Here is a 23,689-nt window from a genome sequence, read left to right on the forward strand (position 1 = left end):
GTCTTTACCTCTCGCCTGTCACTCTTGTTGTCGAGTGATCAGACCTTCTCTTATTGGTGGGGGGCGAGGATCAAACGCTCATCCTCTTTGAAAAAATGCTCATCGCAGTTATTGCCTGTGCCACTGCGATCAACCACCAGGAAGTCATCCCGCTTTTCGATCGTCAGCACCGGATGGTGCCAAACGCCGCGATGGTAATTAATGCCCTGCCTGCCGTTGGTGACGAAGGCGCGGACCAAGCCTGATACAGGTTCATCGCCAATTGGCGCGACCACGATCAGAAAGGGGTTGCCGAGCAGCGGTATGAAAGCCTGGCTGCCCAGCGGATGGCGTTCCAGCATGCAAACGGTCAGCGGCATGTCCTGCGCGTCGGCGCGGAAAATGCTGATGATCGCGTTGTCCTCAGGCTGAGCGGTTTCGACCGTCGCCAGTTTGTGGAAGCGCATGGTCGAACCGTTGTTGATCATGAAGTGATCGCTGCCGTCGGTTTCGATCACGTCACCGAAAGGGGCGAAGGCTTCTTTGCTCAGCGGTTCAATCGTTAGTGTGCGCATGCTGTTCTTCTTATCCGAATTCTGTGTTGACTGTTCTGACGCCTTCGCGAGCAGGCTCGCTCCCACAGGGGATTGCATTCCAAATGTGGGAGCGAGCCTGCTCGCGAATGGGTTCAACCTTATTTAGCGACCTTGCCGAGAACCCGCAGGCGGCTCACACCACCGTCCGGGAACACGTTCAGGCGGATGTGGGTGATCGGGCCCAGCGCCTTGATCTGCTCGACGAAAGTGTGTTCGGCGTGCATCTCCAGCTTCTGGCTTGGCAGCAGTTCACGCCAGAACAGCGACTGGGTTTCGATCTGGCTGTCAGTACCGCCCTTGACGAACGCGCCCTGGATCGAGCAGGTGTCCGGGTAGTTGCCTTTGAAGTGCAGGGTGTCGACGACGATCTTCTCGATCTCGCCCGGGTGACCCAGCGCGACGATGACCCAGTCATTGCCCGGCGTGCGACGACGTGCAGTTTCCCAGCCGTCGCCCATGTTGATGCCACGGCCCGGGTTGAGGATGTTGCTCATGCGGCCAAAGTGTTCGTCGGAGCAGGCGAGGGCGCGGCCACCATTGAGGGCTGCTGCCAGATCGACTTGCTCGTTGTCGCCAACCGCCGACCAATCGCGGTGCGGCACACCGTACACGCGCAGACGGGCAACACCGCCGTCCGGGTAGATGTTGAAGCGCAGGTGGCTGAACGCTTGGTCGTTGCTGATTTCGTGGTAGTGGTGGCTGTTGCCCTGCAGCTCGACGGCCGACAGCACTTCCGTCCACTGGGTGTTTTCATCAGGCTCGCCCGAGGCCAGGAAGCACGCTTCCAGAGAGGCCGATGGCGGGAAGTTGCCGGTGAAGAATGAAGTGTCGATGTCCACGCCTTTGATCGAGCCCGGTACGCCCAGACGGATTACGGCGCTGTCGAAGCCTTCGAAGCGCTTGCGGCGCGATTCCCAGCCGTCCATCCACTTGCCGTTGTCATCGAACACGCCCTCCTTCCATACGGCCGGGGTCGGTTGGAACAGACGATTGGCGTCTGCGAACCAGTCATCGGTGACCGAGATGATTTTGGTGCCCAGACGGGCATCGGCCAGGTTGACGAATTTTTCGAAAGGTACGGCGTAAGCTTTCATTCTTCTTGTCTGCCTTTAAATAAGTGGCTGGGGATGCTTGCAAGACCCTGGGTGCTCTCCGCGTCTGATGCACTCGGGTCAGGCTTCGCTAAAGAGTCAGTAAACGGAACAGGGCGATCTTGTTGATCTCCGCCAGCGCGCATTTGAACTCGGTGTCTTGCGAGTTGTGAATACGCGTTTCGAACGCCGCGAGGATCTGATGCCGGTTGCTGCCTTTTACCGCCATGATGAAGGGAAACTTGAACTTGGCTTTGTAGGCGTCGTTCAGCTCGGTGAAGCGCTGGAACTCTTCGGCCGTGCATTGGTGAATACCGGCGCCAGCCTGTTCATTGGTGCTGGCTTCGGTCAATTGGCCCTGGACGGCGGCTTTGCCGGCCAGGTCCGGGTGAGCGTTGATCAGGGCCAGTTGACTGGCGTGATCGGCGCTCAACAGGATGTCGCTCATGCGCTGGTGCAGGGTTTCGATCTCATCGATCGAAGCGTCCGCGCCGAGGTCGTAGGCCTTCTCGGCCACCCATGGCGAATGTTCGTAGATGTCAGCGAAGGCTTTGACGAAAGCGTCGCGGCTCAGGCTCGACGGTTGCAGGGTTTGAAAGCGGCTCATTGGGCGGCCCCTTGGTACGGCTGGGTTTCGTGCCAGTGACGCGCGATGTCGACGCGACGGCTGAACCACACCTGTTCATGACTTTTGGCGTATTCGATAAAGCGTTTGAGCGAAGCGATGCGACCCGGACGGCCGATCAGGCGGCAGTGCAGACCGATCGAGAGCATTTTCGGTGCTTCAGCGCCTTCGGCGTAGAGCACGTCGAACGCGTCTTTGAGGTATTCGAAGAAGTCGTCACCCTTGTTGAAACCCTGCACTTGGGTGAAGCGCATGTCGTTGGTGTCGAGGGTGTACGGGATCACCAGATGCGGCTTGCCGGTCGGGTTGTTCGGTTCCCAGTAGGGCAGGTCGTCGTCGTAAGTATCGCAGTCGTAGAGGAAACCACCTTCTTCCATGACCAGACGACGGGTGTTCGGCCCGGTGCGGCCGGTGTACCAGCCCAGTGGGCGCTCGCCGGTGATTTCGGTGAGGACGCGGATCGCTTCGAGCATGTGCTCGCGTTCCTGCGCTTCGTCCATGTACTGGTAGTCGATCCAGCGGTAGCCGTGGCTGCAGATCTCGTGGCCGGCATCGACCATCGCGCGGATCACGTCCGGGTGGCGCTGAGCGGCCATGGCGACGGCGAAGATGGTCAACGGAATGTCGAATTCCTTGAACAGTTTCAGGATCCGCCAGACGCCGGCGCGGCTGCCATACTCGTAAAGCGATTCCATGCTCATGTTGCGCGCGCCTTGCAGCGGCTGAGCGGCAACCATTTCAGACAGGAAGGCTTCGGATTCTTTGTCGCCGTGCAGAATGTTGCGCTCGCCGCCTTCTTCGTAATTGAGTACGAACGACAGGGCGATGCGGGCATTGCCCGGCCAGTGTGGGTGAGGAGGGTTACTGCCGTAACCGATCAGGTCGCGTGGGTAGTCAGCGCTCACTGCAGTCTTCCTTCTTGTTCGTTGACAGATGTATGTGGCGGCCTGGCAGGCTGGCGTCACAGCGATGGGCTGATTGTATACAACTTTATTCGCAATTTGTAAGCCTGAATTTTCGCATTTTTCACCGACTGTCATCTTTTACTGTTATTGGCGTGAGCCTGCAAGAAACCTGCCTGACCAGTCAGCTAATGGATAGGAGGTTCAATGAATAGGCGTATCGCTGGCTCATCGGCAGGAAACCCCCGAATGGCGGGGGTGGTAAGAAAAATGTCGTTTTTATTGTGTACAATTTTTTTGAAAAGTGTCTTAATCAAACGCTCGCCGCAGCGTTTCGTGCTCCGAATCGGTGCGGTCTCCTTTTTATCTGACTTCGGGAGGCGCGAGGTCTGACTGCTCCACGCAGGCAGGCGCGCAGAATCAATGGGACGTTTGACAACACACGTTTTGGACGCTGCACACGGTTGCCCGGGCAGTTCGATCAAGGTCGAGCTGTACCGCGTTGAAGGTTCGCAACTGGAATTGGTCGCCAGTGCGGTCACCAACAGCGATGGCCGGGTCGATGCGCCGCTGCTGCAAGGCGATGATTATCGTACCGGCGTTTATCAGGTTCAGTTCCACGCGGGCGATTACTACCGCGCCCGTGGCGTTCAGTTGCCGGAACCGGCATTTCTGGACGTGGTTGTGCTGCGCTTCGGCATCTCCGCCGAACAGGATCACTACCACGTGCCATTGCTGATTTCGCCTTACAGCTATTCCACGTACCGGGGCAGCTGACCCCCAAGCAGCTGCCCCCACCGGGAAGCGACTGCGCATATAGCTTCTTTGGTCTTTCGCCCGCTCACACTGCGGGCTTTTTTTTGTCTGCGTCAGGCTGATGTCAGACCTGGCCAGGCTGAAGGCTTGAACCTGACGCGCTCGTTATTTTTGTCGGAAAACAAAAAGACTCGGTTGGCCCGAAGAATCTCTTTCCAGACCGCCGATCAAATATACGACCTTGTCTTCGGCGAGTGCTTTGTTCAACAGGGCCTCGTCGGAAGGCTCATGTTTGTTGACCAGCGCTTTGGTTCGCAGCCAGTTCGTGACATCGAAATCCAGGTAGTTGCCCTGCATCAAGGCCGGGAAGCGCAGGATGAATACAAGGTCGACACCTTGCTGCTGAATCATCAACGCATCTTGCTGGGCCGCCGATCCCCGAAAGCTAGAGGAAACCTGATAACCCTGTTCCGTCAGAACGCTCTGGAACAGGGTTCGCAGTTTTTTGCTGCGATACTCGTCGTTGATCTTGCGCAAATGCTGAGGCACGCGCTGCAAATCGAAGTCGATACGTTGCAGGCCTTCGGTGAACCCTGACGGTTTGGCAATGTAACTCTCGCCGGGTCTGGAAAGCGCAGGCAATAACAACAACGGGTCGACCAGATCGTATCGGCTGACTTTTTGATCCCATATGTTTTGCGGCCTGACTGCCCAATACTGGAAGGTTTCAAACAAATCGTTCAGCCCGTAACCGGTGAGCGTTTCGGCGTGATTGGCGCGATTGAACATGGCGCGGGCGACGGCACTCGCCGAATGCTCTGCCATGTATGGAAAAGTATCGGCCACGTACTGCGCGAGGGGGTTTTTAAATGGAGGGCCAGCGACGACCTCCCATTTGTCGTTGATCGGTATTCCCCATCTTTCCTTCAACTTCACTGCGCCCTTGGGCTGCAACTGCGGGGTGGTGCGTAACATCTGCTCGAAAGCCTCGAAGCCTTCGGCGGCGAACAGTGGGGGTTTGATAAAGACCAGGGCGTCAGTGGCATGTCCCGCCTGCGAAACGATCGAATAGTGTTGTCCGTCGATCTCGATAGAGTCTCCGGTGCCTGGTTTTACGGCGCTTCCCCAGGCATGCCAGTCGCTGGCAGATAGCACAGGAGCAGACGGCCCGGTAGCGTCCGGTTCAGCCTCCAGGCGTGGCCGTTTGCTTGGCCCGGCTGTCGGCTCCTCGGCGGCGGGGGCTGGTCGGCGATTGTCCGCTTGCACCGCGCCGCTGACCTTGCGACGCCAGAGCGTTGTTTGCGGTATCTGCTCGACCAGATCGCCGGTTGACCGCTGTCCGGACCACGCCAGTTCAAACTGGCCATCATCGTTGCGGCGCACCATGGCAGTGCCTTCTGCCATGTTGACGTAGGCATTTTTGTGCTTGTCGTAACGGATACCGTTCGTGGTGTCTGGCGCAATGGTCAGCAGCGCCGCGAGGTGCGGGGGCAGAAAGAGTGACGTCTGTGAGGGAGGCGCGGGTGCCAGCACTGGCGGTAACCGGGTTTCAGACGTTGGCGGGCGGGAATACCAGTCGGCCTCGAGACGCCAGCGTGGCTGACCGGCGATTTTTTTCAGCAGGGGAGGCGTTACACCCGGAGCGGCGGGCCAGGGAATCTGCAAGTCGCCATCGACGTTGTGTTCGGCGCGGTAATAGCCACCTTCACCAAGATGCGCATAAAGGTGACCTTCGGGACTGAAGAACAAACCGTCCACGGATTCATGCGGTCGCAGCAGATGACTCTGCAGAGGGGGCCAGGAAATCTCCCTGAGTTTCGCATTGAGGTCGGTAGTCACTGGATCGGTTATGTACGTCACCGTTACTTGTGGGCTTGTATCCCTCCCTGAACTTGCGGTGGGAACGTTGTCGAGGAACGAGGCAAGCAACGGGCCAGGCATAGGGCCAATCATAAGGGCGGGCGAATGGGGCGGCCCCTGATCCTGCACCGGTCGGGTCGTAGAAGTATCAGGTGTTCGATTGCCCATCGGGGGCTTGGGTGGTTTAGTCATTGGCGTATCTCTAAGTGATCGATCGTTGAATGTTGTCGGGCCATGGGTTGATTGAACGGGCCGTGCAGCGTTTGTTGCCGGGTGCCTGTAACGGTCGTCCCGCAGGCAACAAATGGCCATCGTCGCCTTGCGACGTTGGGTTATTTCATTGGTTGTACTTGTCCTGAAAAGACTCAGCCCTCCCTGACGATAAACAGCGTTGCCAGACGTTGCGTGCGTTTATCAATGCCACCCAATAGATGGACCAGCCGCTGTTCCTCTCTATAAGTGGCCAATGTTTGCTGTTTTTCACCCATACGGATTTGCAGGTCGGTATCGCTCCAGGCAATACCGGGCGTTGCGTTGCGCTGTATTTGCTGACCGCTGACTGCAGGGAAGGTCAATACAAACAGGCTGTTGATCTTTTCCCGGTGAAACAGCAGCGTGTTTTCACCAGTGCTGAGCGTTGCAGGCTCGAGGCGGTAGCCGTTTTTCGTCAGTACGGCGCTGAACAGTTTTCGCAGTTGAGGTGTCGCCGGCAGCACGGCATGATCGATCCAGAGCTGAGCAAATTGCCCCGGATCGAAATCCAGTCGCTGCAAACCTTCACCCAGCGAGGAAGGAAGCGCTGATGACCGTTGGGCCTCATTCAAGGGCGGCAGTTTGCGCAACAGGCAAAGTGGCTCGGCCAGATCCTGTCGCTGCACCTTGTTGTTCGTCCGGTCGGCCCAGAAGCGCAACGTCTGATTCAATACCGCCAGACCGTGGCCGTTGATGATTTCGGATCTGTTGGCCTGGTTGTACATGGCTCGGGCGAGGAAACTGGTCGATTCCTCGGTGAGATATTTGAAATGGGCTGAAATGTATTGCGTCAGCGGCAACTCGAACGGCAAGCGCTGGCCCAGAACTCTCCAACGATCATTGATCTTGACCACCCATCGGGGTTGCAAGGCGGGTTCGGTGACAAGCATGCGCTCGAAACTGTCATACAGATCCGGTGAAAACCGTGGGTGTTTCATATAGGCCATGGGGGTGTCGGCGATTAGGGTCTGAGTCACCACCGGGTAATAAAGGTTGTCGATTTCAATGTGCGTTTCCAGCGGCCAGGGGGTTGTCTTGCCCCAGTCGCGCCATGCCCCATGAGACAGATCAAGCGTGCCATCGCTGGACGAAATCAGGCTTTCGGCAAGTGCCTGCGTATCGCTGGCACTGTCTGCGTCGTTGCCCATGAACGAGCGTTTACCGGGGCTTGGTGCGGAGTCGGTCGGCGTCGCAGGTCGGCGCCTGTCCTGACGTGGATTGTCGTGGCGGGCAGAGGTTTGCGGATTTTTTTGCCGCCAGTAGAGCGTTCCGGGCATCCGTTCCAGAAATACGCCAGAGGGGTGGCGATCTGCGGCGGAGGTTTGCTGATAATCGCCCTTGTCATTTTTCCCCACCATGACCGTGCCTTCGGCGGTGTCCACATAGGTTTTTCGGTAACGGTCATACCGAATCGCATCGGGTGAGTCTGTTGCTGGAGAAAGCCGGGCCGCCAGATGCGGCGCCAGGTATGTCGGCGTGTGATCGGTAATCGGGCCAGGCGGGGGCGTAAAGAGGGCCGGTCTGCCTGAGTTTTCGACAAGCCAGTCCGGGATCTCGAAACGCCACAATGACTGGTCCCTGATTTTGCTGACGAACGGGCCGGGCACACCGGGGGCAAAATCGAAGGGAATCTGATAGCGACCGTCGGATTGGCGCTCGACCAGCAAATGGCCTTCGTTCTCGACAGCGGCATAAATCCTGCCATCGGCGCTGATGGACAGGCCGCTGTCGATATCCAGAGGAATCAACAAATGCAGGTTTTCAGCGGGCCAGGTGAGCGAGCGCAACGCTGTATTGGGTGACAATGGACGGTGGGCAGGCAGGTCGCTGACCAGCACCGATGGTGGGGGTGTCAATTCGCCGGTCGGCACATGGGGCGTGAGGTCAGCCATGCGCTGTTCACCCACCCGCACGGTGTCGATAGCCGCGCCAGGGACGGGACTGATATCAGCCGACTCCGCCGCCGGTGAACGAGGCCCCGTGGTGGAATCGGCTACGGCGGTACCCGGGATTTTTTTTGGTGGTTTGGCCATGCAGGTCATTCTCGATGGGGTTGGTTGGGGATGGACATGGCGCTCAACCTTCTCTGACGATGAACAGCAGCGTCTGCTGCGCAGAGACGGTTTGCGTGCCGCCGACCAGATAAACGACCTTGTCGGGTTCGAGCATTTGCCGCCATCTGGATCGCGCCAGGCGGGCCCTGAGTGTCGGTACCAGCAGTTCGTCGCCAGGATCGCTCCTGCGATTCACCCTCCCGTCCGGGGTGCTTGGACGCAGACGCAAGACGAACACCACGTCCAGAGTGCTGCGCTGAAACAGCAAGGCATCCTCGCTGAACAGTCGACTGGTGCGATCCACGGCATAACCGTTGTCCTGCAGAAGCTCGCTGAATAACGCGCGCAGGCTGGAGCCGGGGGCGTGCACGGCCTCACGCCATCGTTGTTCGAACAGCCGGGTATCAAAGTCGATGCGTTCCAGACCCGTGGCAAAGGGCGAGGGCAGCAACAGTGTCTGTCCATTCAGATGGGCGGAGGGTTGGGTGGGCAACACGGGAAGCATCATCAGCGGGTCAGCGAGCTCGCGTCTGGAGGCGAGGGCAAGGGTTCGGTTTTCCCAGTGATAGAAGGTGTCGAACAACACGCGCAGTCCATCACCGTTGATGACTTCGCTGTGGTTGACCTCGTTGAACGCTGCTCTGGCGATGGCGCTCAAGGAGTGGTCGGCCAAGTACCGGAAAGAGGTGGCTACAGACTCAGTCAGCGATTTTTCGAATGACGGGAGTTCCACCACTGTCCATTGGTCATCTTTCCTGATGGCCCACTTCGGTTGCAGTGACGGATTGTTCTTGAGCATCTGCTCGAACGCGTCGTATCGGCCCGGACTGAACAGCGGGTGTTGAAGAAAGACCAGGGTAGTGTCAGGCAGTACGCGTTGCGGCACGATCACGTAGTGCTGACCGTCTATGTCTATGGAGTCATGCCATTCGGGTTTGAGGGTCATCCCCCAGTGCCGCCATTCCCCGGCAGACGTGGCCGGTGCCAGCGGTCTGGCATCGGCTGTCGTCCCGGATATTGACCCTGTGTCGTCTGGTTTTTGCTCCTCTGCCAGGCGGGGACGTTTGCCGGGTGCGGGCGAATTTTCGTCGGCCTCGCTCGCAGGCCGTTTGTGCACGGGCTGCGGTAAATCATGCTGCGATGATGATTGCGGCGTTTTTATCCGCCACTGTCCGCTGCCCGGAATCTGTTCAACGTCTGCGCCGAGCCAGTTTCGTTCGTGGGCGGAAGCCTGCCGGTAGTGCCCCTCGGGTTGCCGACGCACCAGACAGAGCGTGCCGTCTTCCATCTCGACATAGGTCGCTCCGCGTTTGTCGTGACGGAGGCCGTCCGGGCTGGCTGCGGTATTTCCTGTTCGCCAGTTGGCCTGGTCGGCCGTGAGGTGACTGGGCAATTCGCCGCCTGATGCGCCTGCCCTCGCACGATCTGCCTCGGGGGAGAGCTCCGCTCGATCAACCGAATCGGGCCTCCACAAGGGCTGGCCGTCGATCTGTTGCAGAAACGGGCCGGGCTCCCCTAGAGACTCAGGCCAGAAAACTCGATAACGCCCGTTCGTTTGACGCTCGACTTGCAGGTAACCCTCGCCGATGACCTGCGCATACGTGCCGCCCTGCGGGCTGTGAAACAGGCCATTGTCGATCGCGCGCAACATATGAGCATTGGCAGCGGGCCAGGTAATGGAATTCATATTGCTCTCCAGCAACCTGGCAATCGATTCAGGCGATGCGTTGACCACTACCGATGGCAGGCGCCCGGTCGCGTCTGGTGCAACATCCGCCGACGGTTCTGGGGGGCGGACAGCGTTGCCTGCCGCGAGATCGGGAGTGTCGGTGCCGGAACGGGGGCCCGAGGACTGATTCGATCCCGGTCTCGGCGGGGTCGACAAGGTGTCGGGCGGTGTGGTCAGTGGAATTGTTTTGGGTGGCTTCACCATCCTTGGTGCTCCATTGGGTTATTGGGTTGCGAACGGCTTTCAGCCTTCTCTGACGATGAAGAAACTCTTTTTGCCCGGCTCGGTTGGTTGCACGCCGCCCACCAGATAGATGACCTGTTTCTGGGCCAGGTGAATGTTCAATTCGCGCTGGGCCGCGGGGGTCAGCCTTGCCTGAAACGCGGAACCGGAGATTTCGCTGCCTGGTAACGTGGGGCGAGGAATCGAGTGACCGGTGATGCGCGGCAGTTTCAACACGAACACCGCAGCGACGCCTTCGCGGTGAAAGATCAATGCTCCTTCCTGCAATGCGCGCGAGGACGGATGGAGCGTGTAGCCGTTGTTGCGCAGAAGCGTGCCGAACACGTTGCGCAGATTGGCAGGGGTGGGTGCTGCTGCGTATTCGGCCCATTCACCGGGAAACTTCTGTGGATCGAAATCGATCCGCTGAAACCTATGCGCGTTGGACGGGGGCAAGGAAAGGAGGCCGCCGGGATACAGTGGGTCGGGCTGTACCGACAGTCTGGGCAACAGCATCAACGGGTCGAGAAGGCCGCGTGTGGTCGGCGCTTCGTTGTTGATGCGGTCGTGCCAGTGCCGAAAGGTCAACACCATCATCGACAACGCATGGTTGTCGAGGGCTTTGGATTGTCTGCTGTGATCGAATACCCCGCGTGCGAGGGCGCGCTCGGTATGTTCCGACAAATATTTGAAGGCACTGGAGACGTATTGCGCCATTGGCATTTCGAACGGCAAATGGTTTTCCACGACGTGCCATTGGCCGTCGCGCTGGATTGCCCACTTCGGCTGATGTGAAGGCTCATTGATCAGTACCTGTTCAAAACCGTCGTAGCCCTCGGGCGAAAATCGCGGATGTTGTACGTAAACCAGGCCGGTGTGCGGTTGACCGCCAGTGGAGACAATCGAGAAGTGGGCGCCGTCTATTTCTATCGAGTCGCCCTGTTCCGGTTTGCTGGTTTTCCCCCAGTTTTTCCATTGGCCAGCAGACAGATCCAAAACATTCGGCTGTCGCGAAATCAACGACTCCATCAATGCGTCTGCCCGAGCGGTGTCGGCCTGTTCATGACGCGGCCGTTTGCTCGGCCCCGCCGTTTCAGCAGGCGGGAGCTCTGGATCTGCCTGCGGACGTTTTGCCGTCGTGGATGTCGGCTCTACTCGCCGCCAGAGTTTGCTGGCGGGAATCAGTTCAACCTCAGCGCCGAGCCAGTTTCGGTCATGGGCCGAGGCTTGCCGGTAATGCCCCTCGGGTTGTCTGCGCACCAGCCAGAGACTGCCGTCCTCCATATTGATATACGACGCACCACGTTTGTCGTGACGAAAACCTTCCGGCGTGTGCGGGGTATTCATCAGCAGTGCCGCCAGCTCAGGTGCAATGTTGAGGTTGCCGGCCCCCTCCACAGCACCTGCGTGCGGCGGCGTCGAGTCTGCTGCTCCCGGCGCCGCTTGCGTGGGTTGGACGGGTGAGTGGGGCAGCGGTTCGGGCAGGGCGTTGACGATGACGCTTGGGCGCTGGCCGGGCACATCGGAGACGATCATCGCTGAGGATGAACCCGGCGTCGGACTCCCGCCTGCCGTGTCGGGGATGGAAAGCCCGGTGCCTGCGCGCGTATCCGCCGGGGTGTCTGGCCTCGGCGGAGGCAGTGATGTATCGGCTGACGTTGAAGCCGGAATTTTCCTGGGTGGCTTAGCCATTGAAGTGCTCCGATAAAGCGGCATCCGAGGCTCTGCAGCGGACGCGCCAAAATGATCAGGCGAACTTGCGCCGCAACGATTCTGAAATCGCGCGGCGGGTTTCAAGAGCACTTATGTTCGGCAATCGGCAGTCGTGGCGTGCGGTATATACGTCTTGCTTTGTGGCCAGATGATGCAAGGCATTTCAGTGATATCGAAGAGTATCCGTGGCCGCTTGGGAACCCTCGAGGCGCGAGACACAGGGGTTCCCGGCGGGCTTCAACGCTCTCTGAGAATGAACACCGAATCGGCGGCCGACTCGGTCTTCAGCACGCCGCCGATCAACCACACCAGATTCTTTTGTGCCTCGGCGCTCGTCAGCGCGAGGTGCGCGGCACTGCCGATGCGTGCGGGCAGATCCGGATCGGCCAACTCGGTACCCGGCAGGGTGTTATGCACCACCAGTTCATGGTTGAGCACCCCAAGTTTCAGGAAAAATACCGTCTGCTGATCTGCGCGTTTGAAGACCAGCGCCGGTCTGCGGTGATCGTGCGTCAGCGGGAAAACGTCATAGCCACTGCGGATCAGCAGGGCGCCGACCAGACGCCGCAGGTTGTAGTCAGAAGGGTCAGCCGAGTAGTGCCGCCATTCGAACGCGAAATGCTGCGGATCGAAGGTGAGCCTGTGCAGTTCACCCTCGATCTGCGGGAGCAGTTTGATGACTTTCCTGCCCGCGATTTCGCTGGTGGAAGCGACGGGCAACAGGTTGAGCGGGTCGGCATAGGCAGGCACCGTGGGGAAGGGCTTGTGGTTCCACTGATGCAACACGGCCTGTATGTTCATCAGTCCGGTGGCCGTGATGGCTGGTGGGTAATCCGACAGTTCGAACAGTCTTCTGGCGACGGCCCGTGAAGTGAACGCGGAAAAATCCACGAAGGTCTCGGCGACGGATTGCGACAACGGCTTCTCGAAGAAGCGTTTGCCCGGTCGCGCCTCGCCCGGCTCATACCCGATGCGAAAGGTTGCAACCGGCTGCAAGTCAGGTGCGTCGCGCAACATCTGTTCAAAGGCATCGAAATACGCCGGCGCAAACTCCGGGTGCTGCAGGAAGTACACCTTGGGAACCCGGTTGGGGGCCGTGCCGATTGGCACGATCGAGTAATGAAGCCAGCCCAATTGCACCGACTCTCCCGATGACGGTGGGTTCAAATGGCCCCACGGCAACCAGAAATATGGTGTTTGATCCGCGTCAGCGGAGGTTGGCTGTTCCGGAATCGCGCCTGCGTCGAGCCGTGCTCGCTTGCCTGGGCCAGGCTGGGCAGCGTCTGACCCGGCAGTGGGACGCAGGCCTGATGGCGAGGGGATCGGTTCAATCGGACTGACCGGGGCTTTCCGGCGCCAGAGTTTCGTGCCCGGAATCATTTCCACCTCGGCACCGGAGGACGATCGTTCGCTGGCGGATATTTCCTGGTAGTGCCCGTCGCGGCGCTTGCCCACCAGAACCATCCCCCCTTCCATTTCGACGTAGGCTTTATTGTGCTTGTCGTAACGGATTCCGTCCGTCGAAAGTGCCGGCTCCAGCAGAGCAGTCAATTGAGGGGCAAGGTAGGCGGGTGAGCGTGAGCTTGGGGGATACTCGGCCGAGATCGGTGGTGATTGCCAGCCTGGGCGCTCGATACGCCAGCGTGGCTGGCCGTCGATTTTCGCCAGGACCGGCCCGGGAACCCCGGGCGCGAAGGAAAGAGGTACGTGGTAGATCCCCTGTGCGTTCTGCTCGACCTGAAAGCGGCCTTCCGTACCTATTTCTGCGTATATGCGCAAATCCGGCCCCTCAAACAGTCCGCTATCCGCGGCTCCGAAAGGCGCCAGTTCCGCATAGCGACTGCGCGGCCAGGCGATTTCGTTCCTCGCCGATTCGACGGCCGGTTGCGGCATGTCGCTCACGATCACGGCGGGTCGACTCAGATCAGCGTCAACCTGCACATTCGGTAAATGCGCGATGGGCGTCGGATCGCCAGGCAGTCGCACGGTGGAAGGGCCGGCTGCCTGAAGACGATTTGTCAGGGGCTCTGCCTCGGGTAGTCGTGTGGTGGCGGGTGTATCGGTACTGGCGGAACCAGCGACTTTCTTTGGGGGCTTGGCCATGAACAACATCCTGTTGATAGGCGTTTCTGAATAAGGAAATGATCTGTTTGCATTCGCCGGACGCACACGCTGCCAGCCCCGATGAGTCGGGCCTGGGAAGGTTTCGAGGCGTCAGTGATCGTTCTTGCGGATGATGCAGATTTGTCGGGCGTTACCCGGCACGGAGGCTCACGCCGCCGGAACCTCGATCAGTGGAGGTGCCGGGGTTAACAGGCTTGGTCGTTGATGCGTGCAATATCTGAAAACCTGCAGTTGCGAGTAATCGATGACTCGGCGCTTGTCGCTGTCCAGAATCCATCGCCGCATCGGCAAGCTGTAACTCAGTGTCCCGGGCTCATTGTCGGCCAGGGCGATGTACCTGACTTTCAGCACTTTGTCGGCGACCGATGCGAATTCGTCCGGCAACGCCGCCGTCGCATCGGGCTCTTCAAAGAACCGCGCGTCCAGTCCATCCTGATACACCCAGTCAAAGGAAAGGTCGACGGTGTGGACGATGCCCTTTTCGGTGATCACACGCACCTGGTCGATGAGGTCTTCGCTGTCGTAAGTCGGCAGGTGAATAACGCAGGTGCCGATTTGCAACTGGTTGTTTTCGAGGGTGATGTCGACTTTGCCGAGTTCCGTGGCGTCCAGGTCCCAGGTGGATGCAAATGGCAGGCGCAGGCTGGAGCTGGCAAGGGCGCCCGGCGTACACAGACGGATATGCATGTTGGCGGCAAGGTGAACCAGGTACGTCGAGCCCTGGCCTTCCAGAGTGTCCAGCCCGGGCTGGAGCGCATAAGCGTAGAGCTTGGCGCATCCGGCATTGGCCTTCAGTTGGTACGGCTCATTCTGCGCCAGGTCGTAGGCGTAGTCGCCGGGCAGCAGTTGCAGCGGGAGTGAAATCGGAGTGGTCCATTCGGTGAAGGCATACACGGCAAATTTGGCATCAGCCGGTTGTGCCTCGGTTTCCGGTGTCAGGCGTAAATTCGCTGCGACGCCATCCTTGAAGACCAGTGTCACTTTATGATCGAGATAAGTGTCCATGGCTCTCAGGATCTTCAGCAGATTCATCGGGTCCATGCCGCCACGCTTGGTCGAGTAGCCTTTGATGAGTAACGATTTATCTGCAAAGTGGCAGGACAGATCACACCCCACCACCAGGTCGCCATTGGCGTCGGATATTCTGGCGCCGAAGCGGGCCTCGACTTTGCTCAGTTCTGCGCTTGCATAGTCCACAAACAGACGGGTTACCGAATTGCGTTTTTTCGCTAGATAAAGCGTGGTCAGGTCATGGGTTTTCGGGATGAACAAGTCCAGCGGTCTGTCGTCTTTGATGATATGTGTATCGGCGTTAAGAATAATCGGGCCTTGTCGTCTCCCGACTTTGCTAATCACTGCATGTACATCAATGTTCTTGTTGTGTTCGATGGTTTCCGGCAAGTCCGGCACCAGGTGAAAGTCATCCTTGGTGATAAACGTCAGCTGATTGTTTTTCAGCGTGAGCCTGCTATCCACTTGCTGATAAATGTCATGGACGGAAACAACATTCCTGGGCATCTCATAAAAGTCGAATCGTGATGTGATTACCAGGCTGTTTTCTTTGATGGCCCAGCTTTCAATCTGATCCGCTCGCCAGTTCAACGCAATAACGCTGGCCTGTTCACCGTCCTCGAAGATGGCCAGATCGCCAGGGATGTGGGCAATGATGTAAGTATCCATTCCCGCGTTTCCGTGTGCAGAGGCCCCGGTGTGAGACAGGACTATCTGGTCATCGCCACCGCCTGCGGTGATCGTGTCCCTGCCTTGGGATCGGATGATATTGGGGCCGTCCGTACCGTTGACGGTTGAAGTGGCGCCAGGCACGGTCTCAATGTTTTCAATACTTTCGAGCAAACTATGGAAGGTATGTTTTTTCCCGTCCTCTGCTTCACTGTCTGTCACGCTGACATGCAACGTACCGAACTGCAGGTCGACGTCATAACCGGAGCCTTCGGGCAATCTTGAGATGTAGTTGCCTTCCAGCACCAGCGTATCGTTGCCAGAGCCGCCCCTGATCTTCGAATACCCGGGCACGTCGGCGCCCGTCTCGATCAGCTTCCCGGCCGCTTCGAAGACAAACCGGTCATCCTTTTCGCCTCCCGTGAGATCTTTTTTTCCCGCGCCGTAATGAACCGTGTTGGGTTTTTCTTTCACTCCTTTGATCACGTCTTTACCGTCGCCGATGAACCAGATGACGCCTTTGTGCGCTGCGGCGGTTCCCAGTTCTGCGCCGGGAGTATCAGGTGTGACGCCGTCTCGGGCATCGATCGTGTCATCCCTGCCTTTGATTTTTGGCACATCGACCGTTTCCCAATTGTCCTGCTTGGTCCACCAGTTTCTGATCAGCCTGCGGCTCGGCTCGAGTTCAACTTCGAATGCGCCGTTGACGACAGCTTCGAGCTTTTTCTCCCAGGTCCCATCGAGCAATCTTCGGGCGGTCCGTTTTAATTGCCGGCTATGTTCAACCGTGGCTTTGGCTATGGAATAGCGGTCCTGGACATCTTTGTCGGGACTCTTTCCCACGAACGAAAACCAGCCTGTACGCCAGCGCTCCTCGTCGGTGAGTTCGATGTAATCATCAATGTCATCGACGATCCGTACGGCGCCATAAATCTGTGAGCCGACGGCAAGCAACGCACCAGCGAGAAGGCCGACCGGCCCGGCGAATGAAAAACCGGCCAGTGCGGCCAGGCCGAGAATCACTGTCATGCCGGCACTGGCGATACTCAAGCCAGCGCTGACGTAATGGTCTATGGCCTCTTTGCCTTTGGCATTGTCGGCAGCATTGAATGACCTGACGGCGGTATAGATATCGAAAGGCAGCGTCAGGGCGCCACCGACCAGGCCTCCGGAGCGGCTCAACCTGATCGCAAATCGGGTTTTGACAAAGTCGGTGTAGGCACTGTGTCCGGCTTTGAGCATCTGCGTCGCGGACCGGGTCACGGCGATATCAACGGCAATGGAACCCAGCTCGGAGGCGAGGCCGGTGGTGTTGATCACGATCTCGTCGGTATTGTTGGTTCTTATCCCGTCATAAATTCCGCGCAAGCCCATGTAAATTCCAAACCCCTGAATACCGAGGCTCGAACCCAGCGTCGTCGTACTTTTGGCGATATTGACCCAGCGATGTGTTTTGCGGGGTAATTGCGCGTGTCTGAGATCGAGTCTCTGTGCCGCATTCAAGAGTTTCTGCAGTTTGCCGCGATAGCCGTCCGCATCGATCTCCTCGCCAACTGCTTCTTTCATTACAGGAGGCGCCGTCAGTGGACGTCGGCTGGCAACTTCGAATAGCAGCGACGGCAATAGATAACTGTCTGTACCCGCCGATTGCCGCATCTGCAGTTCGACATTGGCCGGGTTGAACTGTAACGAGTTGATGAAAGAGCGCTTCGGTGTGCGGAAAAAAGTGTTTCGACCGTTCAAGGACTGACCGTCGATCGTGGCACCCAATATATCGAGGGAAACGCGGGTCACCGACAGCGAACCAATCTCGATCGGACCGAACAAGTCATCGACCATTTTCAGTTGAGCGGTCTTTGCAGGGTTTTTAGGCAGCGCTGAATTGTCCGACTGACTGTTCAAATCCAGAGTCGAAGTTGTTTTTTCATTGGTATGAATATCGATGTCGTTAATGACGACGGTGTCATGGTGTATGACGGAGTCTTGAATCAATGTGGCCATTTGAACATCCTTGTTCAGGGCAATTTGTTGTACGGAATAGACGCGATGTTATGAGCAAATCCTTGTTGCTGTACATCGATGGGGTATTGCGATGTATTACGATTGGGCGCTAGTCAGGCCGGGCAATTAATGCCGCTACGCCGTACCGGGGATGAGAAACCACCCTGCATATTTAAATGCTCAGGGTGGTTGTCATTGGCGGTTGTTCAATGCACGGGTTTATTTCAATCAATGGCTGCTGAGCAAAGACGCGGCGCCTGCTCCACCAAACAAACCGGCGCTGATCCGGTTGAACCAACTTTGTCCTTTGCCGCTACGCAAGTAGCGTGCTGCGCCATGGGCGCCAAGGCCGTATGCCAGCTTGCACAGCAGATCCAGCACGGTCCAGGTAGCGATCATGACCAGTAACTGCGACAGGAATGGTTGCTCGGCGTTGAGAAATTGGGGCAGGAAGGCGGCGAAGAACAGGATGTCTTTCGGATTGCTTGCACCTAGCACGAAGGCGCGCCCGAACAGTGCGCGGAAGCGTGGTACGGCCGCTGTTTGCGGGACTTCGGCCCCCGTCGATGGCTGGCGCGATTGCTGCCAGCTCTGCCAGGCGAGGTGGAACAAGTAAAGAGCGCCGACAATCTTAAGGGCGCTGAACAGCTGTTCCGATGCCAGCAGTAGCGCGCCCAGGCCCAGCGCCGAGGCACTGAGCAAGCAGATCGATGCTGTTACCCCGCCAAGAAACGCCGGGTAAGAACGGCGCAAACCGTAATTCAGACTGTTGCTGATCATCAGCAGTGACAGTGGCCCCGGAATGAGGATCACCACCAATGCAGCGCCGCTGAACAGCAGCCAGGTTTCCAGACTCATCACTTTCCTCCTTTTTTGTTGGTATCGAGAATGTGCAAAAGCCCCACCCGCGAGGGTGAGGCCGTTTTGAAGCTTGAACCGCGGGCCGCTTACAAGAAGATGAACTTGGCGATGAAAATCGCGCAGAGCACCCACAGGCTGACGGAAATTTCCTTGTACTTGCCGGTACCGGCCTTCAACGCCACATAGGTGATGAAGCCCAGCGCGATGCCGTCGGCGACCGAGAAGGTCAGTGGCATCATGATCGCGGTGACGATGGCCGGGATGGCGTCAGTGGCTTCGTCCCATTCGATGTGGGCCATGCCGCCCATCATCAGCATCGCCACGTAGATCAGTGCACCGGCGGTGGCGTAAGCGGGAATCATGCCGGCCAGCGGTGCGAAAAACATTGCCGCTATAAATAGCACACCTACGGTGACTGCGGTAAGACCAGTCCGACCACCAGCGGCTACGCCGGCAGCACTTTCTACATAGCTGGTGACAGGTGGAACACCGACCACGGCGCCGAATACGCTGGACGCACTGTCGGCTTTCATCGCCCGGGAGAGGTTTTCGATACGGCCGTCAGCGTTGACCAGATTGGCGCGCTGGGCAACGCCCATCAGGGTGCCGGCGGTGTCGAACATGTGCACAAAGAGGAAGGCCAGGACCACGCTGATCATGCTGACGTTGAACACGCCGGCAACATTCATGGCCATGAACGTCGGGGCCAGGCTCGGCGGAGTCGACATGATCCCTTCGTAATGCACGATACCCAGGCCCCAACCGGCCAGGGTCACGGTGATGATGCTGATGAGGATTGCGCCGAAGACACGGTGATAACTGAGGATCGCGATCATCAGAAAGCAGATGGCCGCGAGCAGCGGACCAGGTTCACGCAGGGAGCCGAGTTTGATCAGCGTCGCCGGACTATCGACGACGATGCCGGCGGTTTTCAGGCCGATCAGGCCAAGGAACAGACCGACACCGGCACCCATCGCAAAGCGCAGGCTGACCGGAATGCTGTTGAGCAACCACTCACGAATCCGCGAGAAAGTCAGAATCATGAACAGCACACCCGAGACGAACACCGCGCCCAGCGCAGTTTCCCAGTTGTAGCCCATGGTGCCGACCACGGTGTACGTGAAAAACGCATTGAGGCCCATGCCCGGCGCCAGACCCACCGGCCAGTTGGCGTACAGGCCCATCAACAGGCAGCCCAGTGCAGCGGCGATACAGGTGGCGACGAAGGCTGCACCGTGGTCAATCCCGGCATCGGCCATGATGTTCGGGTTGACGAAGATGATGTAAGCCATGGTGATGAAGGTTGTCAGACCGGCAATCAACTCGGTCTTCACCGTGGTGCCGTGCAAGCTGAGTTTAAACAGACGTTCCAGCAGACCACTGCGTAATGGTGGCGAGAGGTCCAGCGTCGATGCTTCGGATTTGCGGCTTTCCACAGCGAGTACTCCTCAAGAGTTTTATTGTTATTTCCAGGGCCGGACCCATGAGGGGTGGCAGCGACCCTTTGAGGCATACGCGAATTTGTTGACCATGCGGTCAGGAACTCGCACGCTGTGGATTATGCTTTTGTGTACAAATAAAGCAAATATTGTTTTTGTTTTTGTTTACGAAAGTTCCGTCGATAGGGATATATCGGCTGTACTGGCCCCTTCGCGAGCAGGCTCGCTCCCACAGGGAAATGCGCTCTTATGTGGGAGCGAGCCTGCTCGCGAAGAGGGCGCACCTGTCAGTCGAGATGTGTCTGACTTTTCCCCAATGCCAGATTCACCGCCAACCAGCCATTCACCGCCGCCTCCCCAGCCTCGGCAAACACCCGCTCCAGCAATTTCACCTGCTCACGCCGCAACGCCTGCTCAAATTTCGCACCTTCCGCCGTCAACTCCAGCAGCCGCTTACGCTTGTCAGCCTCGGACGCCACGCTGTCCACCAGATGCATTTCCTGCAACTGCCGCAACGGCATGTTCAACGCCTGTTTGCTTACGCCGAGTAATCCCAACAATTCCTTCACGCTCAAATTCGGGTATCGCGCGATGAAAAACACAATGCGCTGATGCACCCGCGACAGCCCACGGCGCTCGAGCATTTCATCAGCCTTGGCGGTGAAGGCCTGATAGCCGAAGAAAAACGCTTCCATCGCCTGTTGTTGGCTTGCAGGGTTTTTAAGGTCAAGCATGTTGACGTACTCACTCAAGCTGTCGTAATTTCAGTCAACCAGTTTGACTCATTTTTCGCACCCCTTGCTACCGGTGACCGCCATGGCTTTTTCCGAACGTGTCTCGCGCCTTAAAAGTTCTTTGATCCGTGAAATCCTCGCCGCCGCCCAGCGTCCGGAGGTGATGTCGTTCGCTGGCGGCTTGCCCGCCGAAGCCATGCTGCCGAAAGTCGAATGGGCGGACATGCCGCTGGCGCTCGGCCAATACGGCATGAGCGAAGGCGAACCAGCGTTGCGCGAAGCGTTGGCGGCGGAGGCGAGGGCGCTTGGCCTGGAATGCGAGGCGGGTCAAGTTTTGGTGGTCAGTGGTTCCCAGCAGACCCTTGATCTGGCGGCCAAGCTATACATCGACAAGGGCACGGAAATTTTGCTGGAGGCGCCGACCTATCTCGCCGCATTGCAGATTTTCCAGTTGTTTGGCGCCGATTGCCTGACCGTGCCGCAAGAAGCCGACGGCCCGAATCTGGCGCAATTGCGCGAGCGTTTGGAGCAACATCACCCGGTGTTTATCTACCTGATTCCAACGTTCCAGAACCCGTCCGCCGTGCGCTATAGCGAAGAAAAACGTGCAGCGGTAGCGGCGTTGCTCGACGAGTTTGGCGTCACGCTGATCGAAGATGAGCCTTACCGTGAACTGACTTTCGATGGCGGCAGCGCCAAGCCGATTGCCGGGCGCCTGCAGAAATCCAGCTGGATCTACACCGGCACCGTGTCGAAAACCTTGCTGCCGGGTTTGCGTGTCGGCTATCTGATCGCCAGTCCCGATCTTTTTCCGCACTTGCTCAAACTCAAGCAATCGGCGGATCTGCACACTAATCGCATCGGCCAATGGCAGGCGTTGCAGTGGATTGGTACTGAAAAGTATCAGCAGCATTTGAGTGAGTTGCGCGGCTTCTATCGGCAGCGGCGCGACGCTTTTCAAACAGCATTGGAAAGGCATTTTGCCGATCTGGCCGAGTGGAACATGCCACAGGGTGGGCTGTTTTTCTGGCTGACGTTGAAGCAACCGCTGGATACGCGAACGTTGCTTAACGAGGCGTTGGCCAATGATGTGGCGTTCATGCCGGGCGAGCCGTTTTTCCCGGATCCGGATAAGCATCACGGGCATTTGCGCCTGAATTTCAGCCATATCGATCCGGCGCGGCTGGATGAAGGGTTGAAGCGACTGGCGGCGGTGGTGCGCCAGGCGCAGCTGGATAAAGCGGCCTGAAAACAAATAAACCGGCTCGAGGGCCGGTTTATTTTTGACTGGGATTTTTGGTGCCTGGAATGGCCTCATCGCGAGCAGGCTCACTCCTACAAGGGAACGCATTCCAAGTGTAGGAGTGAGCCTGCTCGCGAAGGGGCCATCAGCCCCAATACAGAAACATCAGACCGCAGCAAACCGCTTATCCAGATAATCAATAATCACCTTGGACTCATACATCCAGGTTGTCTGGCCATTCTCTTCAATGCGCAGGCAAGGCACCTTGATTCGGCCACCCTGTTCCAGCAGGGCCTGACGATCCTGCTCGTTGTTCTTCGCATCCTTCAGCGCCACCGGCACATTCAAACGACGCAGAGTACGGCGAGTTTTCACGCAGAACGGGCAAGCATGGAACTGATACAGGGTCAGGCCTTGCGCGGCGGCATTGACCTGGGCCTGAGTTTCGGCAGGGCGCTGTTTCTTGCCCGGACGGGTAATGAAGTCGATGAAGATAACCAGTTGGCCGAGGCCGACACGAAGCGCTTTGACGAACACGTTGAAAGCCTCACGGTGCAAATAAAGAAAGTCGCGCAGCTTACCCGATTTTTCACGGGCGAAAAAAAACCGGCGATGAATGCCGGTTTTCTTCGTGCAGCAAATTACTTGATCAGGCTGAGAAACTCGCTGCGAGTCGCGGCGTTTTCGCGGAACTCACCGAGCATCACCGAGGTGATCATCGACGAATTCTGCTTCTCGACACCGCGCATCATCATGCACATGTGCTTGGCCTCGATCACCACGGCTACGCCCAGCGCGCCGGTGACTTGCATCACTGCATCGGCGATCTGCCGGCTGAGGTTTTCCTGAATCTGCAAGCGGCGGGCGTACATATCAACGATCCGCGCGACCTTCGACAGCCCCAGCACTTTGCCGCTCGGGATGTACGCAACGTGCGCCTTGCCGATGAACGGCAGCAGGTGATGTTCGCACAACGAGTACAACTCGATGTCCTTGACCAGCACCATTTCGCTGTTGTCGGAGCTGAACAGGGCACCGTTGGTGACCTCTTCGAGCGTCTGTTCATAACCGCGGCAGAGGTACTGCATGGCTTTGGCGGCACGCTTTGGCGTGTCGAGCAGGCCCTCGCGGGACACGTCCTCGCCCAATTGGCCGAGAATCGCGGTGTAATTCTGTTCCAGGGACATGAAACTACCTGTGGGGATTTTCGCAAAGGGCAAGGGTACGGTGGCGGACACAACCCTGCAAGTTCGGTGTAACGCGATTATTCGTCGCGACCTTCCATCATGGTGCGTTTAAGCATCACGTAAACCGCACCGGCCCCGCCGTGTTTGGCCTGGCACGAGCAGAAACCCAGGACCTGCGCATGTTGACGCAGCCAGGTGTTGACGTGGCTTTTGATCATCGGCCGCTTGCCGTCCAGGCGCACAGCCTTGCCGTGGGTGACGCGCACGCAGCGGATTTCGAATTTGGTCGCTTCGGCGAGGAACGCCCAGAGCGTTTCGCGGGCCTTTTCCACGCTCATGCCGTGCAGGTCGAGGCTGCCTTCGAACGGAATCTGGCCGACCTTGAGCTTGCGCATCTGACTTTCCTGCACGCCGTCACGGGACCACATCAACTCGTCTTCCGGGCCGACATCAATCACGAACTGATCGGACAGGCCATCAACGGTAGCGGTGTCGGTGCGCACGGTGGCGGACTGGCGCAGCTTGGCGATCTGTGCGCGGTCAGCCTTGGGTTTGCCGGTGTCGGCGCGGTCGTGCTTGATCGGCTTGACGCCTTGGATCGCACTTTTGAACAGGGAAAAATCGTCGTCTTGCATGTCAGC

18 protein-coding genes are annotated in these 23,689 nt (G+C 58.1%); 2 read left to right on the forward strand and 16 right to left on the reverse strand.

Annotated features, from left to right (window positions below):
• Positions 1–50 precede the first annotated feature (50 nt).
• From CKW17_RS12150 to puuE, 4 genes are all read right to left on the reverse strand, one after another.
• Complete coding sequence (locus CKW17_RS12150) at positions 51–554, reverse strand: ureidoglycolate lyase (RefSeq protein ID WP_077571770.1); 504 nt, start codon at positions 552–554, stop codon at positions 51–53.
• A gap of 119 nt (positions 555–673) precedes the next feature.
• Positions 674–1,669, reverse strand: coding sequence for an allantoicase (gene alc, locus CKW17_RS12155; RefSeq protein WP_095120000.1), 996 nt, complete (start codon positions 1,667–1,669; stop codon positions 674–676).
• Positions 1,670–1,757: 88 nt separating this feature from the next.
• On the reverse strand, positions 1,758–2,273 hold the full coding sequence (gene uraD / locus CKW17_RS12160; protein WP_016982874.1) for a 2-oxo-4-hydroxy-4-carboxy-5-ureidoimidazoline decarboxylase: 516 nt from the start codon (positions 2,271–2,273) through the stop codon (positions 1,758–1,760).
• Positions 2,270–3,196: an allantoinase PuuE gene (puuE, locus tag CKW17_RS12165; protein ID WP_095120001.1), complete on the reverse strand. Its 927-nt coding sequence runs from the start codon at positions 3,194–3,196 to the stop codon at positions 2,270–2,272. The genes uraD and puuE overlap by 4 nt, the downstream gene beginning before the upstream one ends.
• A 420-nt stretch (positions 3,197–3,616) precedes the next feature.
• On the opposite strand from puuE, the gene uraH reads away from it, so the two are divergent.
• Entirely contained in the window at positions 3,617–3,970 is a 354-nt protein-coding gene (uraH, locus tag CKW17_RS12170; RefSeq protein ID WP_008080901.1) for a hydroxyisourate hydrolase, read from the forward strand.
• A 144-nt stretch (positions 3,971–4,114) separates the two neighbouring features.
• Here uraH and CKW17_RS12175 read toward each other — a convergent pair whose 3' ends face one another.
• The 9 genes from CKW17_RS12175 to CKW17_RS12220 form a co-directional block, all read right to left on the reverse strand.
• Positions 4,115–5,707: a hypothetical protein gene (locus CKW17_RS12175; protein ID WP_095120002.1), complete on the reverse strand. Its 1,593-nt coding sequence runs from the start codon at positions 5,705–5,707 to the stop codon at positions 4,115–4,117.
• Positions 5,708–6,174: 467 nt separating this feature from the next.
• Positions 6,175–8,094, reverse strand: a complete 1,920-nt coding sequence (locus CKW17_RS12180; protein ID WP_095120003.1) for a hypothetical protein — start codon at positions 8,092–8,094, stop codon at positions 6,175–6,177.
• A 43-nt stretch (positions 8,095–8,137) separates the two neighbouring features.
• Entirely contained in the window at positions 8,138–9,802 is a 1,665-nt protein-coding gene (locus tag CKW17_RS12185) for a hypothetical protein (protein WP_095120004.1), read from the reverse strand.
• Positions 9,803–10,087: 285 nt separating this feature from the next.
• Positions 10,088–11,602, reverse strand: coding sequence for a hypothetical protein (locus tag CKW17_RS12190; protein WP_095120005.1), 1,515 nt, complete (start codon positions 11,600–11,602; stop codon positions 10,088–10,090).
• A 414-nt stretch (positions 11,603–12,016) separates the two neighbouring features.
• Positions 12,017–13,882 carry a hypothetical protein gene (locus CKW17_RS12195; protein ID WP_141234563.1) on the reverse strand — a complete coding sequence of 622 codons (1,866 nt, stop codon included), beginning with the start codon at positions 13,880–13,882 and terminating at the stop codon, positions 12,017–12,019.
• 168 nt (positions 13,883–14,050) lie between these two features.
• Positions 14,051–17,584 carry a calcium-binding protein gene (locus CKW17_RS12205; RefSeq protein ID WP_095120008.1) on the reverse strand — a complete coding sequence of 1,178 codons (3,534 nt, stop codon included), beginning with the start codon at positions 17,582–17,584 and terminating at the stop codon, positions 14,051–14,053.
• Positions 17,585–17,812: 228 nt separating this feature from the next.
• A complete protein-coding gene (locus CKW17_RS12210) occupies positions 17,813–18,442 on the reverse strand; it encodes a LysE family translocator (RefSeq protein ID WP_095120009.1) in 630 nt (209 codons plus the stop codon).
• An 89-nt stretch (positions 18,443–18,531) separates the two neighbouring features.
• Positions 18,532–19,881: an NCS2 family permease gene (locus CKW17_RS12215; protein ID WP_007914003.1), complete on the reverse strand. Its 1,350-nt coding sequence runs from the start codon at positions 19,879–19,881 to the stop codon at positions 18,532–18,534.
• Positions 19,882–20,171: 290 nt separating this feature from the next.
• A complete protein-coding gene (locus CKW17_RS12220; protein ID WP_095120010.1) occupies positions 20,172–20,618 on the reverse strand; it encodes a MarR family winged helix-turn-helix transcriptional regulator in 447 nt (148 codons plus the stop codon).
• 82 nt (positions 20,619–20,700) lie between these two features.
• Between CKW17_RS12220 and CKW17_RS12225 the strand changes: the two genes are divergently transcribed.
• Positions 20,701–21,867 carry a PLP-dependent aminotransferase family protein gene (locus tag CKW17_RS12225; protein ID WP_095120011.1) on the forward strand — a complete coding sequence of 389 codons (1,167 nt, stop codon included), beginning with the start codon at positions 20,701–20,703 and terminating at the stop codon, positions 21,865–21,867.
• 159 nt (positions 21,868–22,026) lie between these two features.
• Here the strand turns inward: CKW17_RS12225 and CKW17_RS12230 are convergent, their stop codons facing one another.
• The 3 genes from CKW17_RS12230 to CKW17_RS12240 all read right to left on the reverse strand — a co-directional run bounded on the left by CKW17_RS12230 (position 22,027) and on the right by CKW17_RS12240 (position 23,683).
• Positions 22,027–22,398, reverse strand: coding sequence for a glutathione S-transferase N-terminal domain-containing protein (locus tag CKW17_RS12230; protein WP_095120114.1), 372 nt, complete (start codon positions 22,396–22,398; stop codon positions 22,027–22,029).
• Between the two features lie 104 nt (positions 22,399–22,502).
• Positions 22,503–23,048 carry a GTP cyclohydrolase I FolE gene (gene folE, locus CKW17_RS12235; RefSeq protein ID WP_003442011.1) on the reverse strand — a complete coding sequence of 182 codons (546 nt, stop codon included), beginning with the start codon at positions 23,046–23,048 and terminating at the stop codon, positions 22,503–22,505.
• A gap of 77 nt (positions 23,049–23,125) precedes the next feature.
• Positions 23,126–23,683: a Smr/MutS family protein gene (locus CKW17_RS12240; RefSeq protein ID WP_038366959.1), complete on the reverse strand. Its 558-nt coding sequence runs from the start codon at positions 23,681–23,683 to the stop codon at positions 23,126–23,128.
• Positions 23,684–23,689: the final 6 nt, after the last annotated feature.

The sequence above is a fragment of the Pseudomonas sp. Irchel s3f10 genome (assembly GCF_900187515.1).
Taxonomy (GTDB): domain Bacteria; phylum Pseudomonadota; class Gammaproteobacteria; order Pseudomonadales; family Pseudomonadaceae; genus Aquipseudomonas; species Aquipseudomonas tensinigenes.

Coding starts and splice junctions, on each gene's coding strand:
- CKW17_RS12150 (WP_077571770.1), bottom strand. CDS start 554: ATGCGCACACTAACGATTGAACCGCTGAGCAAAGAAGCCTTCGCCCCT.
- alc (WP_095120000.1), bottom strand. CDS start 1,669: ATGAAAGCTTACGCCGTACCTTTCGAAAAATTCGTCAACCTGGCCGAT.
- uraD (WP_016982874.1), bottom strand. CDS start 2,273: ATGAGCCGCTTTCAAACCCTGCAACCGTCGAGCCTGAGCCGCGACGCT.
- uraH (WP_008080901.1), top strand. CDS start 3,617: ATGGGACGTTTGACAACACACGTTTTGGACGCTGCACACGGTTGCCCG.
- CKW17_RS12180 (WP_095120003.1), bottom strand. CDS start 8,094: ATGGCCAAACCACCAAAAAAAATCCCGGGTACCGCCGTAGCCGATTCC.
- CKW17_RS12185 (WP_095120004.1), bottom strand. CDS start 9,802: ATGAATTCCATTACCTGGCCCGCTGCCAATGCTCATATGTTGCGCGCG.
- CKW17_RS12190 (WP_095120005.1), bottom strand. CDS start 11,602: ATGATCGTCTCCGATGTGCCCGGCCAGCGCCCAAGCGTCATCGTCAAC.
- CKW17_RS12195 (WP_141234563.1), bottom strand. CDS start 13,882: ATGGCCAAGCCCCCAAAGAAAGTCGCTGGTTCCGCCAGTACCGATACA.
- CKW17_RS12205 (WP_095120008.1), bottom strand. CDS start 17,584: ATGGCCACATTGATTCAAGACTCCGTCATACACCATGACACCGTCGTC.
- CKW17_RS12210 (WP_095120009.1), bottom strand. CDS start 18,442: ATGAGTCTGGAAACCTGGCTGCTGTTCAGCGGCGCTGCATTGGTGGTG.
- CKW17_RS12220 (WP_095120010.1), bottom strand. CDS start 20,618: ATGCTTGACCTTAAAAACCCTGCAAGCCAACAACAGGCGATGGAAGCG.
- CKW17_RS12225 (WP_095120011.1), top strand. CDS start 20,701: ATGGCTTTTTCCGAACGTGTCTCGCGCCTTAAAAGTTCTTTGATCCGT.
- folE (WP_003442011.1), bottom strand. CDS start 23,048: ATGTCCCTGGAACAGAATTACACCGCGATTCTCGGCCAATTGGGCGAG.
- CKW17_RS12240 (WP_038366959.1), bottom strand. CDS start 23,683: ATGCAAGACGACGATTTTTCCCTGTTCAAAAGTGCGATCCAAGGCGTC.